Source organism: Halobacillus sp. ABR2_026, from assembly GCF_056158545.1.
The window spans coordinates 3,794,423-3,809,091 of sequence record NZ_JBSWTM010000001.1 but is presented as its reverse complement, the minus strand read 5'-3'; the positions used below and the strand labels follow the sequence as shown (position 1 = coordinate 3,809,091).

At 45.1% G+C, this 14,669-nt stretch carries 14 protein-coding genes; 6 read left to right on the top strand and 8 right to left on the bottom strand.

Annotated features, from left to right (window positions below):
• Positions 1–53 precede the first annotated feature (53 nt).
• The gene (locus ACXADE_RS19245; RefSeq protein WP_474982034.1) at positions 54–422 is read left to right on the top strand and encodes a hypothetical protein; all 369 of its coding nucleotides are present in this window, start codon (positions 54–56) and stop codon (positions 420–422) included.
• A gap of 44 nt (positions 423–466) precedes the next feature.
• Here ACXADE_RS19245 and ymzB read toward each other — a convergent pair whose 3' ends face one another.
• On the bottom strand, positions 467–808 hold the full coding sequence (gene ymzB / locus ACXADE_RS19240; RefSeq protein ID WP_474982033.1) for a protein YmzB: 342 nt from the start codon (positions 806–808) through the stop codon (positions 467–469).
• A gap of 158 nt (positions 809–966) precedes the next feature.
• Here ymzB and ACXADE_RS19235 point away from each other — a divergent pair, with 158 nt between their 5' ends.
• Complete coding sequence (locus ACXADE_RS19235) at positions 967–1,659, top strand: LppM family (lipo)protein (protein ID WP_474982032.1); 693 nt, start codon at positions 967–969, stop codon at positions 1,657–1,659.
• A gap of 72 nt (positions 1,660–1,731) precedes the next feature.
• On the opposite strand, the gene ACXADE_RS19230 is transcribed toward ACXADE_RS19235, so the two are convergent.
• On the bottom strand, positions 1,732–3,012 hold the full coding sequence (locus ACXADE_RS19230; RefSeq protein ID WP_474982031.1) for a GntP family permease: 1,281 nt from the start codon (positions 3,010–3,012) through the stop codon (positions 1,732–1,734).
• Positions 3,013–3,284: 272 nt separating this feature from the next.
• Here ACXADE_RS19230 and ACXADE_RS19225 point away from each other — a divergent pair, with 272 nt between their 5' ends.
• On the top strand, positions 3,285–4,061 hold the full coding sequence (locus tag ACXADE_RS19225) for a 3-hydroxybutyrate dehydrogenase (protein ID WP_474982030.1): 777 nt from the start codon (positions 3,285–3,287) through the stop codon (positions 4,059–4,061).
• A gap of 65 nt (positions 4,062–4,126) precedes the next feature.
• Here ACXADE_RS19225 and ACXADE_RS19220 read toward each other — a convergent pair whose 3' ends face one another.
• Complete coding sequence (locus tag ACXADE_RS19220) at positions 4,127–5,587, bottom strand: DASH family cryptochrome (RefSeq protein ID WP_474982029.1); 1,461 nt, start codon at positions 5,585–5,587, stop codon at positions 4,127–4,129.
• Positions 5,588–5,857: 270 nt separating this feature from the next.
• Here ACXADE_RS19220 and ACXADE_RS19215 point away from each other — a divergent pair, with 270 nt between their 5' ends.
• Positions 5,858–6,766, top strand: coding sequence for a hypothetical protein (locus tag ACXADE_RS19215; protein ID WP_474982028.1), 909 nt, complete (start codon positions 5,858–5,860; stop codon positions 6,764–6,766).
• Positions 6,767–6,975: 209 nt separating this feature from the next.
• On the opposite strand, the gene ACXADE_RS19210 is transcribed toward ACXADE_RS19215, so the two are convergent.
• The 5 genes from ACXADE_RS19210 to ACXADE_RS19190 all read right to left on the bottom strand — a co-directional run bounded on the left by ACXADE_RS19210 (position 6,976) and on the right by ACXADE_RS19190 (position 12,135).
• On the bottom strand, positions 6,976–7,596 hold the full coding sequence (locus ACXADE_RS19210) for an NUDIX hydrolase (RefSeq protein ID WP_474982027.1): 621 nt from the start codon (positions 7,594–7,596) through the stop codon (positions 6,976–6,978).
• Positions 7,597–7,656: 60 nt separating this feature from the next.
• Positions 7,657–9,600 (bottom strand): ABC transporter permease, encoded by a 1,944-nt coding sequence (locus ACXADE_RS19205; protein WP_474982026.1) that lies wholly within the window; start codon positions 9,598–9,600, stop codon positions 7,657–7,659.
• Positions 9,590–10,351, bottom strand: a complete 762-nt coding sequence (locus ACXADE_RS19200) for an ABC transporter ATP-binding protein (RefSeq protein ID WP_474982025.1) — start codon at positions 10,349–10,351, stop codon at positions 9,590–9,592. The genes ACXADE_RS19205 and ACXADE_RS19200 overlap by 11 nt, the downstream gene beginning before the upstream one ends.
• 99 nt (positions 10,352–10,450) lie before the next feature.
• Entirely contained in the window at positions 10,451–11,455 is a 1,005-nt protein-coding gene (locus tag ACXADE_RS19195) for a sensor histidine kinase (RefSeq protein WP_474982024.1), read from the bottom strand.
• Positions 11,452–12,135 (bottom strand): response regulator, encoded by a 684-nt coding sequence (locus tag ACXADE_RS19190; RefSeq protein WP_474982023.1) that lies wholly within the window; start codon positions 12,133–12,135, stop codon positions 11,452–11,454. The genes ACXADE_RS19195 and ACXADE_RS19190 overlap by 4 nt, the downstream gene beginning before the upstream one ends.
• Positions 12,136–12,341: 206 nt before the next feature.
• Here ACXADE_RS19190 and ACXADE_RS19185 point away from each other — a divergent pair, with 206 nt between their 5' ends.
• Positions 12,342–13,403, top strand: a complete 1,062-nt coding sequence (locus ACXADE_RS19185; RefSeq protein WP_474982022.1) for a branched-chain amino acid aminotransferase — start codon at positions 12,342–12,344, stop codon at positions 13,401–13,403.
• A 135-nt stretch (positions 13,404–13,538) separates the two neighbouring features.
• Entirely contained in the window at positions 13,539–14,624 is a 1,086-nt protein-coding gene (locus tag ACXADE_RS19180; protein ID WP_474982021.1) for a DUF3221 domain-containing protein, read from the top strand.
• The last annotated feature ends 45 nt before the right edge of the window (positions 14,625–14,669 follow it).

Here is a 14,669-nt window from a genome sequence, read left to right as displayed (position 1 = left end):
ATTCAGGGCAGCCTTCATAGGATATATCATGAGTAATTGGGGGAGGAATGAGGATGTCCCACAGAATCAGTTCGGGAAACAACCTTCTTTTCGTAACAGAACCAGGTGGTCAGGTCATTGAGGAAGGACAAACGGTTGAGTTGACGGAAGAATATCCAGCGGGCATCGATGTCAGCCCTTTTTATACAATCCGAGTGGCCGGAGGGAACCGTGTGGTGTCGGAAGGTCCTGTGACGTTCAAGCTGCTTATGAAAGTTGACCGGGTGAGTTTCTTGACCTTAGATCAGATTACTGTTTATCCAGGAGAAAAATTTCATCGGACTTATAATGTGCCGGGGCTGGGGCTAGGTATTAAAGCGGAAGCAGAAAGTGGTGCAGGCGTCGATGCCGTCGATTTGGTCGTGCTTGGATTCAAATTTTAAAAAAAAATGAACAGAAGGACGCGTCAGTTAGGCGTCCTTCTGTTTCACTCTTTTTCTATCGTATAAGTTCCACGAGCGGTTTCCAAAGTGAAGCGGTCATTCAAATATTGATAGCGTGTCGTATCTTCCAAGGGAATTTCGTAGTAGGGTGAAGGCAAAGGTTGAGCATTTTCCATGTCTGTCTGTGTCTGCCCCTGTCCATGCAAGAACAAGGAGTGCAACGGGGTGTAATCATCAAACCGGTGTTCATGGGTTTTGTAAGATATATGGTCAAGGTTCATGGTAATCGTATCATCATCCTGCCGCTCGTGTTTCTGGATCCGGATGCTGTCTCCCTGCCATTGTTGTAAACGCTGGTTGAATTCTTCAATCGTTAGATCATTCATGCTCATCCCTCCTGTCTATATCTTTTCCACTAGAGACGTAAACATACAGCTTCACCTTCCCATATCATGGTAAGATAAAGAGCGAGAAAGATGTGGTGTCTACCAAACAGGGTTCATACAATAGGAAATAGTTCTCTTTAAAACAGGGAGGCGTTCGAATGAGAAAAATCGGACAAGTTTTCCTTCTGCTCCTTTTAGCTGTTCTCCTCACGGCTTGTGTAGAAGGGGATTTGAAGCTTGAAATCAACAAAGATGGCAGCGGAGAGCACACCATTACAGCAGGAATCGATCAAGAAGCACTGAGCCGTTTTGGGTCACGTGGGGAAAATATGCTGAACGCTGTTACCGAAGAGCTGGCGTCTAAAGGATATCGTGTGGAACAGTATGAAAAAGATGGATACAGAGGCTTTCGGGCGGTAAAGGACTTTGAGAATGTACAGGACATGGAGATTCTTCCTGTAACTGGGAGGGGAATGGATGCAGGCGTCATGCCTGCTGTCGGAGATGTTCCTATCAATATGACAACAGAGGGCGGACTTTTTACGACGACCTACAAAGTCGAAGCCGAGCTCGATTTATCCAATTCAGGCGTGATTGGTGGAATGCAGTCGTTGATCTCAGATCAATTGGATTTGACGTTTACGCTGGATCTGCCTTTGTCTCCAAAATCACATAATGCAGACCGGGAAGATGGCGACGAATTGCAATGGGATATTCGGACAGCCGGTACCACGAACATTATGGTCGAAATGGTTGTTCCTAACGTGAAAAACATCGTCATAGCATCCGTTTCTGGGATTTTCGTGATAGGACTGATTGTATTTTTTATTCGAAAAAGGAAGAATACGTAAAAAAACTCCGGGAAGGACCGGGAGTTTTTTTATGGTTTCACATATAGGAACCTTTCTTATTCAACGTGGATCTTAAACGATTCCAACATACGACATTAATATGCCGACGATCGTTGCGATAAATGGAAGAAGTAAACCGACCACGAAAATGTCTTTGTAGGAATCTTTATGGGTCAGACCTGTAATGGCAAATACCGTCAGTAAAGCACCGTTGTGCGGAAGGATGGACGCTCCGGATGCCACAGCTGTAATACGGTGCAGGATTTCAGGGTTCATTCCCATTTCAAGAGCTTGCTGGTAATAGTCTGACCCCAGAGCGTTCAGCGTAATGTTCATACCACCGGATGCTGACCCTGTAATCATCGCAAGAAGCTGTGTGGCAAGAGCGTCCGAAATAACAAGACCACCTTTGATGTTCAACAACGCTTCTTTAATTGCTGGAAACGCTGGAGAGGCTTGGACGACGGCTCCGAAACCTACTGCAGCCCCTGTATTAACAACAGCTGTAACCGCACCTTTTGCCCCATCATTCAAAGCACCAGTGAACTCATGGAAAGCTTTTAAGTTAATAAGAATGGTTAATAAAATACCGATAAACAAGGCAACAAGCATTTCCATATTGAAAATGTTAATCAGAAGGACGACCACGAGCAACGGCAGGAAGGAAAGCCATACGTTGGGATCGTTCCCACCTCGATCATTACTTACTTTATGCTTTGGTTCTGTAAAGCCTTCTCCGGCTTTTGTCAGTTTATTTGCTCTGTAGGACAGATAGAAATAACCTCCGACAGCCATGATCAATCCGGTCACCACACCCATAATAGGAGCGGCCATCATCGTTGTCTCAAAATATTCGGTAGGGATATAGTTTTGGACTTGAGCGGTACCTGGTAATGCAGTCATGGTGAACGTAAAAGCACCGAGAACTATGGTACCCGGGATGACTTTCCGGCTGAGGTTTGCCTCTCTAAACAGGTTCAGAGCCAGTGGATACATCACGAAGACCACTACGAACAGACTCACACCGCCATAAGTAAGAATGGCAGCACCCAGCAGTACGCCCAGGATCGCTCGTTCCTTCCCTACAATTCTTGATAAGAAACGGGCGACGGTTCGTGCACTTCCTGTCACTTCCATAAGTTTTCCGAATACAGCTCCGAAAAGGAAGACAGGGAAAAAGTCACGAGCAAAGGTGGAAAATCCTTTCATGAAATCTGATGTGAAGGCGTCCAGGATTTCCATGCCGGATAAGATTGCGACAAGTGAAGCGGCAATCGGAGCAATCCACAAAATTGACCAGCCTAAGTAGGCCATGACCATAAGGGCTACAAGCCCGACAATAATAGCGAACATGAAATTACCTCCTTTTTACAATGTTGTAATAAAAATACTCAATAAGTAGAAATAACTGTTTATAAACAACAGGCTTTATGTTACTCCTTACGGAATTAGAAAATCAATAGGCGTATAAATACGTAGAATTATAATAATATTTGGTGAAAACAGAAAAATTAGTATAATTTTTCAGGGATGAAATTAACAAATAACTCCTATAAAATAGCCTTTATGGCTCGAGCATACGCTCACCACTAAAAATTGATGTAATTAAGAGAGGATGTTATAGCATGGTTGAAAATCAAGTTGTATTCATTACCGGAGCGGCCCAGGGGATCGGATATGAAATCGGAGAAACTTTTGCTAAGAATGGGGCGAAGGTCGTCTTATCTGATATTAATGAAGAAGGTGTGGAGAAAGCAGCTAAAGCCCTGAAGGATCAAGGCTTGGAGTCGATCGGTGTAAAAGCGGATGTTACAAGTGAAGACGAAATCAAAGCTGCAATCGATCAAACGGTTGAAACGTATGGTCGAATTGATGTATTGATCAACAATGCAGGACTTCAGCACGTTTCTCCAATTGAAGAATTTCCAACAGCTAAATTCAAGCTGATGCAGGATATCATGTTAACGGCACCTTTCATTGCAACGAAAAAGGTATTCCCGATCATGAAAGAGCAGGGATATGGACGAATCTTGAATATGGCTTCTATTAATGGCGTCATCGGATTTGCTGGAAAAGCTGCCTATAATAGTGCAAAACATGGGGTGATTGGTCTGACGAAAGTAACGGCCCTTGAAGGTGCAGAGCACGGAATTACCGTTAACGCCATTGCCCCGGGATATGTGGATACTCCACTTGTTCGTGGTCAATTGGAAGACTTGGCTAAATCTCGTGGGGTAGAACTTGAAAAAGTACTGGAGGAAGTGATTTATCCTCTTGTACCACAAAAACGTCTGCTTCAAGTCCAGGAAATTGCTGATTATGCAATGTTCCTTGCCAGTCCGAAAGCGAAGAGTGTAACAGGACAGACAGCCCTCATCGATGGTGGTTACACAGCTCAATAATGAATGATCGGACCGTTCCCGTCGTAATGGCTGGGATGACATTCTGTCGCAAAAAACCTCCCGTTTTACCGGGAGGTTTTTTGTGCTTCTTCGAATTCTCTTTTCCTCTGTTTCGTGGATTCATATAAATCTACTACGGGAAGGGGATAATCCTCTCCAAGCATTACTCCGAACTGCTCCTGCTCGATCATTCCCATCTCTCGAGGTTGATGAATCCAGGGCGTTGGGAGGTTTTTCAACTCAGGCAGCCATTGTCGTAAATAGGAGCCTTCAGGATCGTATTGCTGCGCCTGTTTTTCCACGTGGAAGGTTCGGAAGGGGACAGCATCATTTCCTACCCCTGCGATATAGAGCCAGTTTCCATAGTTGCTGGCTACATCATAGTCGACAAGCTTGGACTCAAACCATGCTGCACCAATCCGCCAGTCCTGACCCAGATTATTAGTGAAGAAACTTGCCGTGTTCTGCCGGGCACGATTGGACATGAAACCTGTTTCTTTCAGTTCACGCATGGCGGCATCAATGAGTGGGTACCCTGTCTTCCCGTCCATCCAACATTCGATCTTCTTCCGGTCAGAGTGCCAGGGAACGTGGAGCCCTTGAAGTCCGGAAGCATGAAACAAACGATCGCCATATTTACGGTGAACGAGATGGAAATAATCTCTCCAAAGCAATTCAAAGTACAGCATATACGTAGAGGAATTTTTTCCGAATTTCCTTTCGTACGTTTGAATTTGGTCAAGGACTACTCTCGGGGATAGGCATCCGTTGGCAAGGTAGGGAGAAAACTTGGATGAATCATCTTCTTTCAACATGCCGTTTCTCGTTTCCTTGTATATCCTCAGACCATCAGCTGCGAAAATATAATGAAGCAGTCGTTGTTTAGCCTTTGAAGAACCGCCGGGATACCTCGGAGGACGTCCCAATTTCTCAAGCCCAAGCTCCTTTAACTCAGGAATCCTGCCCTCCGAAAACCCACCCGGCAATTCTATCCCTTTAATAGAGGAGGGTATGGATAATTCTGTAAGACCTGGTGTGCCATTTTTCCCCAGCTGCTTGCGGAACTGGGAGAAGGTGTCGGGGAGGCTTTCGATGTCAAAGGGCAGGTCTTCGGGAGGGTATAAATTGTGGCCGTGGTCGGTGGTGAACGTGGTATGAGGCAGGGATTTCCGAATTTTTCGTTCGACTTCCTGCTCTTCACTACCGATTTCTTCATGAAAGAAGACCTCTTGAATATCGAACGTGTCTCGGATGGATTGGAAGACCTCTTCTGATGCGCCTTTTCTGACGAGAAGCGGAACGCCAAACCGTTTAAGATTAGACTGTAAATCTTCCACGCTTTCTCGGATGAATTGTGCTCGGGGAGCATCCGTTTTCGGGAATCCGTATGAGGTTGTTCGATAATGTTCTGGATCAAAGACATACACACAGAGGACGGGAAACCCGCTCGAAGCCGCACGAAGCAGGGGACGGTGGTCGTGGGCGCGTAAGTCGTTCCGGAACCAGACGATGACGCAGGGTTCCATTTCATCCCTTTTTAGCTTAGTGTACCCCCGCGTACCTATGGACATAAACTTTCAATCGGCCGGTTGACTTGGCGATTCGGATCAGACCCTTAGATATGGAAGATTTAATAGGAAAGCATATAAAGAAATAGGTTACCTGTTTCTATTATTCGACAAAAAAAGGTATAGTAAACATAGATATGGGCAGCAGTAGACGGAGACTTCTAGAATTTTGTCACATCCCGGCGTCTACATTGAGACCCGCAGCAAATTCATTTTGGAGGGTACGCAATGTTTAATTGGCTTGATTACAAGAAAAAGAGGTCGGTGACCATGATTTCTGTATTGTCGCTTCTCATGCTGGGAGCGTGTTCAGTCGAAGGCGATACAGAAGCAGAAAGCTGGAAGCAGGAGTTAGGGCAGGAAGAAAATTTAAAATACTCCGAACAGGTAACGGGTGCTCTATACCAACAGCTGCGCGAAGATGAGAAAGGAACATTGGTTTTTTCGGAGGCTCTGGAAGACATTCAGGAGTTGAGCAAGCTCGAAGCGATGGATCTGTACTTAGAAAGGAATAACAAAAGAATGAAGCCGGAAGAAATCCGAGAGGTCGTCAATGGTGTGTTTGGAATTGATCTTGAAGCTGTTTCCGAACTTGGGGTAGGGAAGCAGACGAGTACTTACTCATCAGAAGTGTTGGAAATGGTGAGACAGGACCTCGGGACAGAAGTGAGTGATGAATCGATCGTCCGCATGTCCAAAGTGGAAGTGATGAATTCTTATTGGAAGGCTTTTGATGGAAAAATGTCCGGCGATGAAATGAGACAGATGATCAATGCTATCTTCGGCATCAATTTAGAGGGGATTTCAGGGCTCGAAGGTACAGGCGTAGCGCTTTTCTCCAAAGAACAGTGGATCTCCCGGTATGATTATGACATGTTTGTGGTCCACACCGGTGCGGAAGATGTCGACGTGTGGGTTTATCCTACCGATTACTTTAAAGAACAGACGGGATTGGATGAGAATCCAATGGAATTAGAATCTGCTCTTGGTTCATTAGGTTTTGAATACCATGTGGAAAAGGATGCGTTATACTACGAGAATCCTACAGGTGAATCGGTCCCGGATGAATTCAAAGGGAAGACCCTTGGAACAATCATTGGTTTAATAGAAGCGGAGTATGGAGATTATAAAAAATAAATAAGCGCTGCGCCTTTTGGCGTAGCGCTTATATTCTTTATATGGAATAGATAACGAAGGTATGTAATATGGAAGGAGCCCCACTGTCCCGCTCCCACGCACTTCGAAACGGAGTCTTCCATAAGAGGGGGCGGTCATTGAATATGTCTAATGGGAATCAAAAAGATAACAGTGGCCGCCCTCTTATCTTTAAAGGCAGCCACTGTCGACTATTTTTTAAGGATGTCGACGAAATGGGAGACGATTCTTGCCGTCATCCCCCAAATCACTTTCTCTCCATAAATATAGAAATATTCCTCCAGCTGACGGGTCCGCCAGTTGTATTCTTCTCCACCCGGGATCAGTTCAAATGGGAAGTTTTCTTCCGGGTGGGCTTCGAAGTGGACGTAATGGATCCGTGGTCCGTTTTCCATGAAAAAGGAGAGAGGTACAGTGAAGACTTCGCGAACCTCATCAGGGTTTCGAGTCAGATCGTCTTCTTGTACCTCCAAGTATCCAGCAAAGGAATAGACGATCATACCGAAGGGGGAGATCAGGTAATCAAGCGGGTGGACTTCTGAGAACTGTCCAGGTTTCACACCCAATTCCTCTTCTGTTTCCCGAATGGCGGCCTGTTTAGCTGATGGGTCGTCGGGGTCGATCTTCCCGCCGGGGAAGCAGATTTCCCCTGGCTGTCTTCTCAATTGATGGGAACGCACTTCAAAGACGACGTGCAGCTCTTCGTTTTTTTCAATAAGGGGCAATAGAACAGCGAATTTGCGGAACTGTTCGTGGCCAAGGACAGAGGGATCATGTTTTTTTACTCTATCAAAAATGGTTTTTGCGTCCATAGTTTCACCTCGTCCTTTAACTATACCAGAACATTTGGTTCATTAGAAAAGAGGCACTCACTAGAGAGCCTCTTTGATGATTTTTTTGTAATAGAACACGGATAGCAGTCCGAAAATGGAATAAAAAGCGGTGTACAACCCCATAACGATCAGCATCGGTGTCCATAGCTCGGTACCGAAGAAAAACCAACCGGATTTGACGGCAAAGTAGCTGTGAAGGAGCCCGATGACAAGGGGGATCCCAAAGTTGAACAGCTGTTTTCCTTGAATGCCTCGTAAAAGGTCCCCGCGTGTGAAGCCGAGTTTTCTAAGGATCGTATAGCTTCCTTTTTCGTCTTCGCCTTCATCCATTTGTTTGAAGTAGAGGACACAGCCGGATGTGATCAGGAAGGTAAGGCCGAGAAAGCCGACGATGAACATCGCGATTCCCATGTTCTGTTTTTGGGTGTTGGCTTCATGCCATTGGGATCTGTTGTCCCGCGTGTCGTCCAATCCCATGTCAGCAAATACTTCATAGGCTGCTTCCAGTTTTCCGCTATCTTCAAGATTCACCCCTGTATACAAGTTGGATTTCGACTGAACGTCTGGATTAAAGTTATTCTGAAGTTTTTCGAAGAGCTCTTCATCGACAACTGCTATCGGAAGACCGCCCCTGACAAAGTATGAGGAGATTACGTGGTCATCTTCCAGTCCTTGATAATCGAGGTTCACCCATTCTTCATCCAGCAGAAATCCGACCGTGCCTTTCTCGTGCAGAGAAATGTAGGACTGCATCAAGTCTGTATATCCCGTCAGTTGGATTTCCCCTTTCTCGATTGAAACATGGTTCATGTGAACTTCGCTTATGACAGGAAGAGTTGTCTTTTCACTATTAAAATTCAAGTCTTCCATATTAACATCAAGAATGTCTTCGACGTTAAATTCAGCTTCGTATACGGGAATTGTGGTGGTTGTATACTCCATGTTCTCCTGATCGAGACGATCCATGAATGCCTCTGCCTTTTCCGGTTCGACAATAGAGAAATCATCAGGAGATGTAGATGCCGCGAGCTTCTCAGCAGAGTAGTAGGAAATGTACGTTAATGAAAGCAAACCTATGGCAAGAGCAGAAATTGTTGTGATCACCGTCAGCAAAAATGCATTCGATTTCATCCGGAACATGATGGATGAAAGAGATAGGACTTCATGAATGTTCATGTACCCCTGTTTCTTTTTCCGAATTAAATTCGAAACGAAGCGGACGGATCCTTTATACAAAAGATAGGTCCCGATGATAACCGATGCCAAAATGTAAATCATAGCTGCGAAAAGGGTATTCATGGTGGTAATGCTTCCTTCGAACAGCTGGGAGGACACGTAGTAACCGGAGGCGATCAACCCTATGCCGAGGATTCCCATCACATGCTCCCAAATGGAGAGTTTCTTCACTTTCCCTTGAGCGCTTGATGTAACTCGGAAGAGGGAAAGGATGGACTGCCTGCGGATGAACCAATAATTGGTGGCCGTAATGATGAGATAGATGCCGGCAAAGACCAGAAGCGTCTGTAAAAATGCCTGAGATGAAAAGTGGAGTTCTGCTATATCTTCTACGCCGACCACACGGAAAAAACTCATTAAAATCAATTTTGACAGGGCGAACCCGATGAAAATGCCGACAGCCAGAGAGCCAAAGTAAATGATCAGGTTTTCAATCCCTAATATCCTTGAGATCCGGTTTTTCGTCATGCCGATGAGCTGAAAAAGACCAATTTCCTTACTTCTGCGTTTGATGAACAACGTGTTTGCGTACAACAGGAAAATGGCAACGATCGCAATCAATAGAATGGACGCTACCCTGATTGCTGCTTCCCCTTTAATGGATCCGTCCTGACTCATCGATGGATCGTATTGCAGAGTGACGAATGAAAAGTAAAGCGCGACGCTGAAAATGAGCGCAAAAACATAAAGGTAGTAGTTTTTTAGGTTCTTTTTCAAGTTACGGAAGATGAGCTGATTAATGTTCATAATGCACACCACCAAGCACGCCTTGTGTTTTCATGATGTCTTTCAAGTACGTTTGTCTTGTCTGGGTGCCTTTATTGAGTTGTGTATAAATCTGCCCATCCCGGATGAAGATGACGCGGCTGCTATAACTAGCGGCGACGGGGTCGTGAGTGACCATGGCGATCGTTGCCTCCCGTTTGGCATTGAGTTCACTCAATTTATTGAGAAGGTCAGAAGCGGATTTAGAATCGAGTGCGCCGGTTGGTTCGTCAGCGAAAATGATGCTCGGTTCGTGGATGAACGCTCTCGCTGCCGATGTCCGCTGTTTCTGCCCACCTGAAATTTCGTTCGGGTATTTGTTCTGGACGTCCTCGATTCCCAACTCTTCAGCTACCCGATTGAACTTCTCCTGAGCTTCTTTTTTGGATACGTTTGAAATGGATAGAGGCAGGAGAATATTCTCTTTAACCGTCAGTGTATCCAGAAGATTGTATTCCTGAAAAATAAAGCCGAGGTGATGCTTCCGGAATTCCGCCAGTTTTTTATCTTTTTGTCCTGTGATTTCTTGTCCGTCAATCGTGATTGTCCCATGGCTGACGCGGTCGATGGATGATAACACATTGAGAAGGGTCGTCTTCCCTGATCCTGATGCCCCCATTATAGTAACGAATTCACCTCTCTGGATGGACAGATCGATGCCTTCTAGAACGTGCTGTTTCATAAATTTGTTTCCATAGCTCTTATGGATTTTTCTTGCTATTAGTAAACTCATTTCGTTACCCCCTTTCATCTATATTTCCATTGTAGGGTCATCTGCCTGTATTTTCCTTCGATTCACCTAACAAAATAACGGAAGCATGTGACAGTTTCGTCACATGCTCCTAAGCTTTGTGAAGGCGTTCGCTTCAGGGAAAAGGAGGGAGAAGGTCGTCCCTGAACCCGGTTCAGATTGAACATCGATTTCTATTTTCAACGCTTTTCTGATGCGGTCCGTCAAATATAAGCCCATTCCTGTAGCCGCTTGATCTTGATGGGCGGCTGTTGAGGTGAATCCTTTTTCGAAAATCCGCGGGAGGTCTCTCGGGTCGATGCCCCGCCCTTCATCCTCGATGATAAGTTTTACCCGCCTGGATGATTCTACACTTTTGATGGTAATATCGGATGTTTCGCTGTATTTGATGGCATTCGTCATTAACTGCCTGACGATAAAAGACAGCCATTTTGCATCTGTGAGAACTTTGTCTGCCTCCAAATCAATATCAAAACCGATTCCCTTTTGCATGCACCATGATTTCAGGGGTTTGATTTCATTAAACAAGAGCTGCTCAAGTTCTACCTCCTCTATATATAAATCATTTTCTATAAATGGGATCCGTTTTTGATGGAGCTGTTGATCAAGAAGGAGGTGGATCCGCAACCACTCGTAAGTCAGCTGGGTCTTCAGCTTGTGGTCCTCCAGACGATCGATGATCAGGCGCATCGCTGTCATGGGGGTTTTCACTTCATGAATCCACGCCAATAATTCATCTTTCTCCTGTTCCAAGAGACTCTGGTGGTGGCGGGCTTCTCGTTTCATCCGCTCCATCTGGTCGCGTACATTCATTTCAATGATTTTTTCAAATGGCGTTTCGGCATATGGGAATGTGGTCAAATCAAGGTCCCTGTCCTGATCTTCCAATTCTGTATAAAAGCGGGTTTCTTTCCGGTACCGGATAAATAGAAAAAGAAATACGATGATGGTTGATAAAAATATGTAATAACCGATGGATGCTGCCGCTACGGAAGTGTCGACAAAAGCGATAAATAAAGCGAGCAGCTGCAGGATGACAATCAATAAAATCCAGCTGAACCGTTCCCATATGAATTTCCAGATCATGCTTCATCCCTCGCCACATACCCCTGACCTACTTTTGTTGCAATTGCGTCCCCAAGCCCTACATCTGCCAGTTTTCGGCGTAGGCGGTTAACGTTCACGGTGAGGGTGTTGTCGCTGACGAAGCGCTCATCCTCCCATAATCGGTGGATGATTTCATCACGGCTGACAATTTTGCCTTTTTTCTCAATCAGTTGTTTCAAAATGAACATTTCATTCTTGGTAAGGTCTACGGTTCCGCACTCATTCGTGACACGGTTTCGTTCATAGTCAATCGTAGATCCGATCCATGTTTGTAATTCGAGCTTGTCCGTCGTGTAGTTGTAAACACGACGCAGCACCGCCTGAATTTTAGCGATCAGGACGTCAAAATGGAACGGTTTTTGGATGAAATCATCGGCTCCCAGGTTCATAGACATGACCATATCTGTCGGGTGGTCCCGGGAGGATAAGAATACGATCGGTACTTTAGAATGCTCACGGATCATCCGGCACCAGTGGAACCCATCAAATTTAGGCAGTTGTATATCGATGATGACAAGATGAGGGTCTACTTCAGTAAAACGATCCATCACACGGCTGAAATCATGGATGCCATACACGTCGTACGACCATTGTGAGAATCGTTCTTCCATTTCGTGAAAAAGCGTCGGGTCATCTTCAATCAGCAGTAATTTGAACATTAAAGGCACCAACTTTCCGTATTTTACCTTTTCTTAGTATAGCAAATGAGAGTGGTCGTACGCATTTTATTGCGAGAAAGCGGCAATGCATTGAAAATTTTTTGATCATTCCGTCAAATCCTCTTTAAAAATGATAGGGATGGGCGTACAATGGATACTAATATTCAACGACATCTACAAGTAACTATAAAAAAGGAGTCCTGAACATGACATTGAACATCGTCGAATCAACCTCTAAAAAAGCCAAACCAGAAAGTGGAGAGATTCCTTTTGGACGCACTTTCACAGATCATATGTTTGTTATGGATTATGAAGAGAGTAAAGGCTGGCATGAACCACGAATTGTCCCTTATGAACCATTGACGCTGGATCCTGCCGCCATGATCTTTCATTATGGACAAACGGTTTTTGAAGGGTTGAAAGCATATCGAACAGATGATGACCGTGTGCTTCTGTTCCGCCCGGAGAAAAACTTCGCCCGTTTGAATCTTTCCAGTGAAAGATTGAGCATCCCGCCTGTAGATGAACAGGAAGTGCTCCTTTATTTGAAGCAATTGGTAAAGCTTGAAAAAGACTGGGTCCCTTCCTTTGAAGGAACATCACTCTACATACGTCCATTCGTGATCGCGACGGAACCGAGTCTAGCCGTTGCTCCATCTAAAACGTACAAATTGATGATTATCCTTTCCCCTGTCGGCCCTTACTTTTCAGGTGGAATCAAGCCGGTGACGATCAACGTTGAAGACCAGTTCACCCGTGCGGTCAAAGGAGGAACCGGTATGGCTAAAACAGCCGGAAACTATTCTTCCGGGTACCAGGCCCAGGCGAAAGCGGCTGATGAAGGAAATAACGATGTCCTCTGGCTCGACGGGGTTGAAAAGCGATATATTGAAGAAGTCGGCAGTATGAATATCTTCTTTAAAATCGATGGGGAAATCGTAACGCCTTCTTTGAGCGGAAGTATCCTTGAAGGAATTACACGGACGTCGATTCTTGAACTCCTCCGCAAGTGGGAGGTCCCGGTAAACGAGCGCCGGATTTCCATTGAGGAATTGTATCAGGCGTATGAGGAAGGGAAGCTTGAAGAAGCATTCGGCACAGGTACAGCGGCCGTTATTTCTCCCGTTGGTGAGCTTAACTGGCTAGGGAAGAAGATGGTCATCAACAATCATGAAATCGGAGCGCTGTCTCAAGAACTCTACGATACGATCACAGGCATACAGCGTGGCAGGAAAGAAGATCGCTACGATTGGACAGTAGAAATATAAAAAGAGAGGCCCGGCCCATGCGGCCGGGCTTTTTTATGGTCGGGGAGCTGTGAATTTTGGGAAATAGTCTCATTCTAAATTTGTAACTATTTCCATTTTGTAACGTCTAACTAACACGAAGGGGGCGGCGGTCTAATGAAAAAAACGCAGGGACTTATCCTGTTCATGTTGGTTTTGCTCGCTGCATGCGGCCAGACCGATCCAACTGGAGAGAACCATACACAAGCAGGAAGTCCGGGAGAAAGCTATGAAATGCTTGTGGAATCTTGTCCGGAACTGGTCGATAAGGGACAGACGTTCAATGATTTATCAAAGGAAGAGCAGCAGTTATATGATGTCACCCGGATGAAAGATACGCATGCAGTGGATTCAGACTTTATTCAGGTCGCCATGCTGCAGAGCAAGAGAAAGGGAGTTTTTACGGAAGTATTGGATGAAGAAGGCTACACTTTAAGGAATGTAAAAGATATCGGTGATTTTCATTTTATGAAGGGGACCATTGTCCTCCAATTCAAAGACTCGTTGACCGAACAAGAACAGAAAGTGAAAAGCTCGATTTTGAAAGCTGCGGAAGAAGTTAAGAAAACCTTTAATGAAGAAGCCGTCAATATCGAAGGAGTGAGTCTTGCGGCGAATGATTTGGCTACGCATTCAGAAGCATTATCCAAAACGCTGGAGGGGTCTACCATTGAAGATAAACTATGGGGATATGGAACATGTAGTCCTGCAAAACTATTAAAGGTGGAAGTGACCGAACCGTTAACGAAAGAAGAAAAGAAACTTCTGAATGATCATACAGAAGTTGAAATTGCTGTACAGGTAAGTGCACCGAACGAGTTAGAAGGATATGTGACAGCCTTGAAAGAGGGGAAAATGCTCGTTAATATGATCTGGTTCAGTAACCGGCCGGAGGAAGTGGAAGTCGGTGACCATGTGAGAGTATCGTATACCAATGTTATGGAATCTTTACCTGCACAATCGGGAGCAAAGGAAACGGCGTTTATAAAGGATGTGCACCCGGAGGGAGCGAATAAGACCTCAAGTGAAGTTATTAAAGAATCCGTTGAACAAGCGGAGCAAGAGATGGAGGAACCGACTCACTCTCCAAGCTATGTTAGTGTAAAGCAAATTGACTTCAGGAAAGAGGAAGGCCGGTGGGTCGTTTTATTTGAAACGACCTTGGATGAAGATACGATGGAAATTTCCGTGAAAGATGAGTGATAGGAGAGCTTTGTGGAATCGCTTGGCTATTGAAAATCCACGGGA

What these genes read in the sequence shown, in the direction of transcription:
- ACXADE_RS19245 (WP_474982034.1), top strand. Translation starts at nt 54, where the DNA reads ATGTCCCACAGAATCAGTTCGGGAAACAACCTTCTTTTCGTAACAGAA.
- ymzB (WP_474982033.1), bottom strand. Translation starts at nt 808, where the DNA reads ATGAATGATCTAACGATTGAAGAATTCAACCAGCGTTTACAACAATGG.
- ACXADE_RS19235 (WP_474982032.1), top strand. Translation starts at nt 967, where the DNA reads ATGAGAAAAATCGGACAAGTTTTCCTTCTGCTCCTTTTAGCTGTTCTC.
- ACXADE_RS19230 (WP_474982031.1), bottom strand. Translation starts at nt 3,012, where the DNA reads ATGTTCGCTATTATTGTCGGGCTTGTAGCCCTTATGGTCATGGCCTAC.
- ACXADE_RS19225 (WP_474982030.1), top strand. Translation starts at nt 3,285, where the DNA reads ATGGTTGAAAATCAAGTTGTATTCATTACCGGAGCGGCCCAGGGGATC.
- ACXADE_RS19220 (WP_474982029.1), bottom strand. Translation starts at nt 5,587, where the DNA reads ATGGAACCCTGCGTCATCGTCTGGTTCCGGAACGACTTACGCGCCCAC.
- ACXADE_RS19215 (WP_474982028.1), top strand. Translation starts at nt 5,858, where the DNA reads ATGTTTAATTGGCTTGATTACAAGAAAAAGAGGTCGGTGACCATGATT.
- ACXADE_RS19210 (WP_474982027.1), bottom strand. Translation starts at nt 7,596, where the DNA reads ATGGACGCAAAAACCATTTTTGATAGAGTAAAAAAACATGATCCCTCT.
- ACXADE_RS19205 (WP_474982026.1), bottom strand. Translation starts at nt 9,600, where the DNA reads ATGAACATTAATCAGCTCATCTTCCGTAACTTGAAAAAGAACCTAAAA.
- ACXADE_RS19200 (WP_474982025.1), bottom strand. Translation starts at nt 10,351, where the DNA reads ATGAGTTTACTAATAGCAAGAAAAATCCATAAGAGCTATGGAAACAAA.
- ACXADE_RS19195 (WP_474982024.1), bottom strand. Translation starts at nt 11,455, where the DNA reads ATGATCTGGAAATTCATATGGGAACGGTTCAGCTGGATTTTATTGATT.
- ACXADE_RS19190 (WP_474982023.1), bottom strand. Translation starts at nt 12,135, where the DNA reads ATGTTCAAATTACTGCTGATTGAAGATGACCCGACGCTTTTTCACGAA.
- ACXADE_RS19185 (WP_474982022.1), top strand. Translation starts at nt 12,342, where the DNA reads ATGACATTGAACATCGTCGAATCAACCTCTAAAAAAGCCAAACCAGAA.
- ACXADE_RS19180 (WP_474982021.1), top strand. Translation starts at nt 13,539, where the DNA reads ATGAAAAAAACGCAGGGACTTATCCTGTTCATGTTGGTTTTGCTCGCT.